Annotated in this window: 9 protein-coding genes; all 9 read right to left on the minus strand. The window is 58.6% G+C overall.

Annotated elements, in window-relative coordinates; all coding sequences use genetic code 11:
- Positions 1 to 346: 346 nt before the first annotated feature.
- A complete protein-coding gene (locus tag D580_RS0112560) occupies positions 347 to 748 on the minus strand; it encodes a type IV pilin protein (RefSeq protein ID WP_018954726.1) in 402 nt (133 codons plus the stop codon).
- Between the two features lie 49 nt (positions 749 to 797).
- Positions 798 to 4,586, minus strand: coding sequence for a pilus assembly protein (locus D580_RS0112565; protein WP_026289957.1), 3,789 nt, complete (start codon positions 4,584 to 4,586; stop codon positions 798 to 800).
- A gap of 44 nt (positions 4,587 to 4,630) precedes the next feature.
- Positions 4,631 to 5,146 carry a pilus assembly PilX family protein gene (locus D580_RS0112570; RefSeq protein WP_018954728.1) on the minus strand — a complete coding sequence of 172 codons (516 nt, stop codon included), beginning with the start codon at positions 5,144 to 5,146 and terminating at the stop codon, positions 4,631 to 4,633.
- 11 nt (positions 5,147 to 5,157) lie between these two features.
- A complete protein-coding gene (locus D580_RS0112575) occupies positions 5,158 to 6,201 on the minus strand; it encodes a PilW family protein (protein WP_018954729.1) in 1,044 nt (347 codons plus the stop codon).
- The gene (pilV, locus tag D580_RS0112580; RefSeq protein WP_231363553.1) at positions 6,198 to 6,644 is read right to left on the minus strand and encodes a type IV pilus modification protein PilV; all 447 of its coding nucleotides are present in this window, start codon (positions 6,642 to 6,644) and stop codon (positions 6,198 to 6,200) included. Before pilV ends, D580_RS0112575 begins: the two co-directional genes overlap by 4 nt.
- Positions 6,645 to 6,654: 10 nt before the next feature.
- Complete coding sequence (locus D580_RS16335) at positions 6,655 to 7,197, minus strand: GspH/FimT family pseudopilin (protein WP_081617286.1); 543 nt, start codon at positions 7,195 to 7,197, stop codon at positions 6,655 to 6,657.
- A gap of 87 nt (positions 7,198 to 7,284) precedes the next feature.
- Positions 7,285 to 7,800 carry a GspH/FimT family pseudopilin gene (locus D580_RS0112590; protein ID WP_026289959.1) on the minus strand — a complete coding sequence of 172 codons (516 nt, stop codon included), beginning with the start codon at positions 7,798 to 7,800 and terminating at the stop codon, positions 7,285 to 7,287.
- A 112-nt stretch (positions 7,801 to 7,912) separates the two neighbouring features.
- Positions 7,913 to 8,179 carry a type II toxin-antitoxin system RelE family toxin gene (locus tag D580_RS0112595; protein WP_018954732.1) on the minus strand — a complete coding sequence of 89 codons (267 nt, stop codon included), beginning with the start codon at positions 8,177 to 8,179 and terminating at the stop codon, positions 7,913 to 7,915.
- The gene (locus D580_RS0112600; RefSeq protein WP_012639762.1) at positions 8,163 to 8,390 is read right to left on the minus strand and encodes a DUF6290 family protein; all 228 of its coding nucleotides are present in this window, start codon (positions 8,388 to 8,390) and stop codon (positions 8,163 to 8,165) included. The genes D580_RS0112595 and D580_RS0112600 overlap by 17 nt, the downstream gene beginning before the upstream one ends.
- Between the last annotated feature and the right edge of the window lie 184 nt (positions 8,391 to 8,574).

The following is an 8,574-nucleotide window of genomic DNA, read 5'->3' on the forward strand; positions in this document are numbered from 1 at the left end:
AGTACAGGTCGGTCATACAACTTTTCCCTGTCCGGATAGGTTCCATCTGCGGCCTTCAACGCCTTGACAGGGCGCTGTATGAAGCGCTCCAGGGCCGCCAATCGCTGCGCTTCCTGTTCCCTGCGTTCGCGCAGAATCCGCCCGACGAGACGGGAAACGCTCGTCCCCTGCCGCGCGGCCTCTATACGAGCCCAGCGCGCCGTCTCTTCGTCCAGCGTTATCGTCACATTCTTCATCTACACGAAACTAGTGCGACACGAGGTTCGTGTCAAGCAAGCAGAACAATCAAGGGGTCAGAGTTGTTGAAACCGAAACCAATTTCAACAACTCTGACCCCTTGATTTTTCTACCGCCAGCAGGTTGTCAGATTTGCCCCACGGACACCAGCCTGGTTCAGAGTCAGTGTCCCGCATTCATGACCTGCCTGCGGCCCTGTGGGCACGGCCTGGAGGGTATAGGCATTGGCCGTGGGTGCTGCGACAAAGGAGATGTTGTAGGCAACCGTTCCACTGTCCTTGGGTGAGACGCTGAATGGAAGCGTGAGGCCGGCGTATGAATTGTTGAGTGTGAATTGACGCTCCATCCATTGGGCCAGCTCCATCAGGTCACCTTGTGCATTAGCCATGCGGGTGTTTTGCACATACCGCGTGTAATTGGGATATGCAATGGCGGCAATGATGCCGATAACCACCACAACGATCATTACCTCAATCAAGGTGAAACCCAGACTATTTTTCCTGCTATGCATCTAACATTCCCCGCATACATCAGTAACCAATTAAACAATCGGGTGGAAGTTACCTGATCTGTCTCCAGGATCCTCTGGGCCTCGCGATGGTGCCGCGCTCAACTATGCGTTCGACTTCGCCAGAAGAACCACTCGCGAATTTATACTCCCGCTCGCCGGCGGAAATGATGGCGGGATCCTTGATAATACCGACCTCGGACCGGATACCACTCACGGGCACCTGAATCTCCTCACCATCCACGATGATCGTGATGTAGTCACCCGAACTGAATTCACCATCCTGGTTCATGTCGAAGACGGAATAGTCAAGGCGCGCACCGGATAGGGCGTCCATCTCCATCAGCCATGAGGAGCCACCAAAGGCACAGGGATCCGGGTCCGGCATCAGGGTGGGGAAGATGATCCGACCCGCCCTTAGGATCGGTGTACTGATGACACGCTCACCTTCGAAGCCGTTGACGGGTGACAGCAGATCGATGAACCATCCGCGACGCGTCGTCGCATTGTAGGTGAAGACATCGTTGCTCACGGCCCGCACGCTGGCAAAAGCGGCATCACCCCCGTCCGCAAGCACGGTCGGCCCCTCGTAAATGATAGTCTGCTCCTGCAACCGCTCACTTCGGCTGGTGTAGGCACCCACCGCGTTGCCATTGTCCCAGATGCCATAGAAGCTCTGAACCCGTGGGTTGTCCGTGTCCACGATGTTGTCACCCACCGCGAAGTAACGGCCGGTTCCAAAGTAGACCATGTAACCGCCGTTGGGATGCCGGCCAATCTCGGGCAGGGTCGTGATCGGCTGGGGATTGCCAACCGCGTCGCGTGCGCGGAACAGGGGCGCAGGGTTGCCTCCCGAACTGAAAGCACTGGCCCACTGCCCCGTGTTGGAGGCATGGGTCAGGTCAAATTTCCAGAGATTGCCATGCAGATCACCGGCGTAGGCATACTCCAGGGTACGCGAACCGTCGCTCACCATGGCCGGAGCCGCCAACCCATTGGGATTGGCAGACGTGCCCACAGCGGTGTTGATCTGACGGATCAGCGTACCGTCAGCCAGGTTCACAACAAACAGTCGAGCCGTATTGGAATCGCTGTTGTAGCCATTGCCGAACACGGCCGCCCACTGGCCGTTCTTCATGCGACCCACGACCGGCGGCCCCAGCACATGGCCTAGTTCAGGATGGGTGAACTCCCACAGCACATTGGAAGCCGTGACGTTATGGGGATCAGTCACGTCAATGGCAAACACCGTGCGTCCGCCCGCACCCTGCGTGCCCACCAGAATGGTGCGCCACTGCCCGCCGATATACGCGTCACCGGCAAAGAACTGCCCGTCCACCAGGTAGCGATGACTGTAGTTGTTGTCGGTGAGATTACTGAGGTGCGGAATCACCGAGCTCGGCATGTAGGCGAAACGTTCCACGCCGGTCTGGGCATCGAAGCCGTGCAACATGCCATCGTTGGCGCCCACATAGATCATCGGCTTGAGGGCACGCCCCTGGCTGTCCACCTTGCTGAAGCGGAAGGCCGTGTAGGTCTCACCGCCGCCGGCTGCCGCCGGCAATGCCTCATAACCGAAGTTCTGGCTTCCCACGAAATGCGGGTCAGAATTGATGATACTGCCGAGCACTGTCGAACGTTCCCTGAACAGTCCGCCCTCCTCTGTTCGTACACCACGAACCCAATCCAGTCGCTGCTGACCACGACCATCCACCACGCTGTTGCGGTTGGTATTGAGCGCAAGCTGCTGTGATGGACTCAGGTTGGCCCAGGTAAACGGTACCGTAGTACCGCTGGCGTTTCGCGTCAGGATGTTCCTCGAGGACGGCGCGGGAATGAGATCCGCGGCGTCCCAGAGCAGATCCTCAAGCTCGCCCTGACTACCGAGGCTGTACGCCAAAAGCTGTCCGGTCCAGTCATCGTCCCTGAAGCGCGCCTGGTAGATCAACGTACCCATGTCCAGACGGGTGGAGTTCGTGGCAATGGAGGACGCCGAACTCTGTCGAACTTCGGTCACGATGTTGGAGAAGGCCTCGGTCAGCCCTTCCACCATCTTGTCGGCTTCACCCGCCAAGTAGTAGTTGTCGGGTCTCGGGAACGTGCTGCCGTCGCCACGAGACCCGAATGAGGTCAGCGTCTCCCCGTTGGTATGCCACCATTCCAGGGGGATCGGCCCGTTGAACGCATAGGGGTCGAAGGTCTGCTGCTGCGCCTGAGGAATCTTCAGGCCACCATATTTCGCGGCCAGCCAGAACTGATTGCGTCGAATAGGTTCGAGAGACTGAGCCTCCAGCACATCCACCCAGTGGGTCGAGACGGTTTGACGTCCAGGAAGGTCGGGGCGGATGTCCCGTGTATTGGAGTCATAGGCCAAACCCGCCATATACGCAGAGTTCTCCCGCCCCGTGAATGGAGTATTGATGGTGATGCCCTCAAGCTCCGCCACTTTGTTCGTGGCAGTAACCACGTTGACGGTCGTATCTGCACTGACTGCGGCGGGCATGGCTGGCTCATCCTGAGTCACTGTATTGCCGGGCAGATTCTTGTCCCTGTGGGTATAGACATCTCCGATACCAAGAATCACATTCGTTTGACAGTGATACTGGACCGGATCGGACCAGTTGGTGATAACCGGGAAGCCGTCTGCATAGCGCCTGCGTTCATCCGCAGTTGCACCAGCCATGCTGGTGTACTCGGGTACATTGCCCTGATTCTTGAAGTATCGGATTGCCGAATAGAACAGTTCGCTGACCGGGTCGAAGCTCTTGTGATTGAACTCGGTCATCTGACCGAACTTGTTGATGTAATTGATCACCCCGCTGTTGCTGATCGTGGTGCTGAACTCTGTGCTCGATGCACTCGCATCCGCAGAGTCCGGGTTCGTGATGAAAACACCTGTGTTCGGGTTCCACTCCATGTTGGGGTTTGGAATCTCACCGGCGTCTGGATCCAGCTGCGTCGGCCCCACGAATTTCTTGCGTGCGCGCAACACACCACCATCACGCAGAAAATCAGAGTGGTTCAGATAGCCAAAGGCACTGTAGCGCAAACTGCCTGCGTACTGCTGGATCAGGCCCTCCGGCTTCCACCCTGCATCGTAGGCGCGGCAATTGTCCTCAACGCCCACGGCAGGGTCGCAGACCTTGACACGGATACTGACCTCGTAGACCGACGTTGAACTGATTGTGGCGGTCGGATTGTAGGCAGTCGGCGCGGTATTCACATCACCGGTCGCTGTAAAACGCATGCGGTTTCCCAGGCCCTGGATGCGCATCTGGAAATTGTTCCAGTTGAATGGCGTGGCGCCCTGTACCAGGATGCTGTCGGAACCTGTATCCGGCAGACGGCGGTTCGGATAGATGGCCGTGCCTCCCTGGCCATCATGGCGTGCCTTCTCCAACCAGGTCTCAGTCGCGGTGTCACGCACACGGTAGCCACCGGTCAGCACCTTTCGGAACGGGTCGATGGTCTGCGTGGCCGCCCAGTTCAGAAAGTTGCCGCTCCACTCATTTGTGCCGGCACACACCGGCCCACTGTTGTTGAGTGGATAGAAATGTCTATCCGCTTCAGTCGTACTGAAATGGTAGCCGTAGCACTTTTGATTATCGAAATATCCAATGTAGCGGCGATTGACGTCGTAGGGACCCAGGTTGGCCACGCTGTTGATTGTCGGCCACTCCACCGACGGCACCAGTGCCAGGTTGCCGGGCACGTTCCCGCCTGAGAACAGGGGTGTCTGCGCAATATTGATTGAGGCAAGCGCGCTCGCAGCCGGAAACAGGGCCATCACACTGAGGATGGCAGCCGCCATAAAGGAAATGAATTTTATCTGCTTCTTCATCACAGCTTCCCTCGTTGCCAGACTCTCGCTGGCAGACATGACTCCTAGCGCCTGAAAGTGGTTTGCAGGATCACCACAGCATCAGCCGTACCGCCCACGCCGCGCGCGGTGACCCTGTAGACACCTACTTCGGGCAACGCGCCAAATCGCGCCGTGTCTCCCGCCGTCTGCACCGGCGGCAACTCTTCGATCACGTATCGCGGCTGTTCCGCAACGCCGGGCAGGTTCCCGGTGTAGAGCCTGGAATTCGCGGCCCAGTTATGGGCCTCCCAGGTCGTCACCATGCCCGGATTGTTGAGAGGCGCCAGCAGTCCACCGGTATTGTTGAACTGGGGTAATGCGGCCTGGCTTAGGAAGGCCTCACCTTCCCTCAGTGCGGCCTCGGCGGCCTGGAATGCCAGGGATCGGTCCCTGACATTGCCCGCCATACGCTCCTGCAATGTGGTTGTCTGCATCGCAGTGACCCCGATGAGTGTCAGCAGCAACAGAAAGACCAGCGCGATGGCCAGCGCTGAGCCTTGCTGATTGGAACGTCGATTATTCAAACGAACACTTAGCATGTCGTCATTACCTAGGGAAGTCGATTCCTGACACCGACGGTGGTCGTGAAGACCTGCCTCAACCTGTTGTCCGTAGGCGTGATCGTTTCGCCAGCGAATTCAATGGGCTGTACACCACCTGTGATGTTATCCGTCATGCTCACCAGCAGCAGCTCCACACGCACGCTGACCACCCTGCCCCAGTCAGGGCCGCCGGTGGCAAGGTTGGGGATGTCGGCAACACCAACATACTCGTCCACGCGGTTGTTGTTGTTGTTGTCAATCCCGTATGTGATCCGCATCCGCTCGACGCCCTCGACCAGTTCCTGCGCCGGCTGGGCTGCAACGCTTCTCCATAGGGCCGGCACCCCATTGCTGCCTTCCCGGACGTAGTAGGTCTTCGTCGAAACCGTCAGGATTTCACCACTGGTGAATTGGTAGCCAAGTGAATTGGTCGCATTGCCTGGCGTAAATGCCGCGCTTGAATGCACGACGTTATGACCGCCACTGACATTATTGATGTTTGTGATCTGGAACGCGGTTGCATTCACGCAGTCAGTGGCAATCACGACCTGCCCGATGGCAAGCTGATGTCCCGGCACCACATGAATCGTTGCTGCCGGAAGCGCCGGCTGGAAGGCAATCGTGGCGCCGGCGTTGTCCAGAGACCTCAACGTGAGGATGTCACTGCCCTGCAGGGGGTTCACGATGCTTGGGTCTATGGTGGGCGTCCAACCCGTACCGTCCGCCTCGAAGCCTTCCACCGGGATTGAAAAGTTCCAGGCGTAGTTGTTCGCTCCATTCAGAATGCTGTTCACACCGGTCAGGTCAGCCGACGCACACCCCCAATATCCCGCCATGCGGATGTCGCGGGCCAGGACTTCCATGGCGTAGCGTCCGTTTTCCTGGATTCGAGAGAGCGCTTCCTGAAACCGGTAGGTCTGGGTAGTGCCGAGAAACAGCTGAATGATCCCGGCGGTCAGGATCAGGGAGATCACGATGGCCACCATGATCTCAACCAGCGTGAGACCTTTCTGCTTTCGTGATCCTACAGTCGTATGCATGGCGTTGATCATAGCTGCGTGGTCAGGACGAACTGCATTTCTGTTTCAGCGCCGCGGGAGTCATCCCACTCCACCACCACGGTGGCTATGCCGTTGGCATCAACCTGCACCGAGCCTGTGCCCGAAGGTAGTCGATCCGACAACGCATCTCGCCAGGCCGTCAGATCATCACCGGGCACCGTGCCAGCACTTGGTGTAGCGGTCAGGGCAAGGTTGTACTGCCCATTCAGTGCAGCATCGCGATTGGCACGCATGCGGTCTGTCATTTCATAGGCAAGATTGGTGGCCTGGCTCCGCAGATTCGCGCTGTGATTGAACTGCAGCGAGGTGGCCTGCAATCCTGCAAGCCCAAGCAGACCAATGGAAAGCACCAACACGGCGATCAGTACCTCGATCAGGGTCAGGCCCCGTTGAGACGTTGCTGCACGTATTGGCATGGATTCAGCTCTATGCATGGATGATGTCTCAGCTACAAGGTACTGTGGTCACAGATGCCCGGCCCGTCAGGTTGAGTGTGATGTCTCTTCCCTGATTACCTGAGCAGCCTGACACTCGGTGCTGAAAGGGTGCCGGTGCCGCAGTACCAGGCAGCCCTCCCGTGCCCTGGTATCGGATGTTTGCCGGCCCTGTGAGCGTAGCCCCACCACTCAGCGGTCCCCAGACACGGACGAGTGGCTCCGTTGTCTGACGCACCCCGTCGTTGTTGAGATCCACGAATACGATCCAACCGACCGCCCAATTGGTCGAGGACGCTACACACGCTGTTTGGTTGGAAGAGGGACAGATACTGACCGGCAACCCTCTCTTGACCGCCTCGCTTCTGGCAAGATTCAACGCGGTGATAAGCTCGTTGGCCTGGGTTGAGGCACGGTTGTTCTGAACGATGCTCCAGAAACTGGGTACCGCAATGGTCAGCACGATCGCAGCAATCGCGAGCGTGACCATCAATTCCACCAGGGTGAATCCGCCATTTCTGTTCATGGCACCAAGTGTAGACACCTGATTCATGAGGTGTCTCTGGCCATGCGATAAACGGGCGGGTTTCGGCCGATGACCGGGCTCAAGCCCTTGGAACGTAAAATGTTCCGACAAGGCTCAGCAGCTGGCCTGCTCCACCCGGGGCCGCCCTGTGCGGCTGATTACGATGCGCCGGGCCTGGTTTCCGGCACAGACGGTCACGGACCCCATGAGCAGAGCATTGTTCATTCGCCGGGTCTCCCCGGTCGCCACATAGGAGATGTAGGCGCTGGTCACGTTGTCCCCGTTGATCACCACCTGGCTACCGGGCGCGAACACCCTGAGCACTTCCCCCGCGGGCTGCACGGGCGCACCCGGCTCCGGGCCCACGAACACGATCCAGCCACTACTGTAGCCGTTGGATGAACCGCAGCTGCTGCCGTCCTCGCTGGCGCACAGGGTCACCCGCCTACCCCGCTTGACCGCCTCCGAGCGGGTCAGGTGCAGGGCGGTGACGAACTGGTTGGTGGTGGTCACGAGCCGCTGTTCGGCCACCAGGCTGCCGAAGCCGGGCACCGCGACGGTGATCAGGATGGCGGCCACGGCCAGCGTGACCATGAGTTCAATGAGGGTAAGGCCATGTTCCCTTGGCATGGTGTGCTCCTCGTCCGTGAGGTGACATTCACAATAATGGATGAAATGTGAAGGGGGAAGGGGGAACCTGAAGGCAACCTTTGAAGCCTCAAGGCGGATATTGCCCCTGCGGCTATCTATACACCTCTCGTCGATGCCCGATACGGAGCACCAGGACAATGAGCATTTCGTCCTTCAACTCACAAATGACCCGGTAATCACCGATGCGGTAGCGCCATAGCTCGGAGAATTCGCCCTTGAGCGGAGCCCCCAACCCTCTGGGGTCCTGCAAGGCGGCGACCCTCTGCTCTAGATAGTTTCGAATTCGCCTTCGCGTCTGCGGATCGAGCCCTTTTACCGATTTTCTGGCGGACTGGGCGTATTCAATCGTCCAGGCCACTCCAGAACTCCTCGCTCGTCAGCGTCTGCTCTTCGCCCTTGCGGATACGCTCCAAGACCTGTTCTGCCAGATAGATGTCCTCAAGGTCATCCAACTGGGCCTCGATGGCCTCGCGGATATAGTAGGTGGCCGTGCGGCCGGTGCGTGCGGCCAGTGCCTGAAGCCTCTCATAGGTTTCGTCGGGCAATCTGACGTTGGTTTGCTTGCTCATGACGAGCCCTCCAATCCTGGGCGGCGCTTTACATGTATAGCATTGTGCGCCCGGCAATGCGGGGATCGCAAGCTAGCCCGCATATCTCACCACCCTTCTACTGCGGCCGCCGATCTGCTCGCTGTGACGGGGCGTGCTCACTTCAGCCGGCTTGACGTAGTGTCGGCTACGCCGGCGCCGTCTT

Origin of the sequence: Thioalkalivibrio sulfidiphilus (assembly GCF_000377945.1) — a bacterium.
GTDB classification, from domain to species: Bacteria; Pseudomonadota; Gammaproteobacteria; order Ectothiorhodospirales; family Ectothiorhodospiraceae; genus Thioalkalivibrio_A; species Thioalkalivibrio_A sulfidiphilus_A.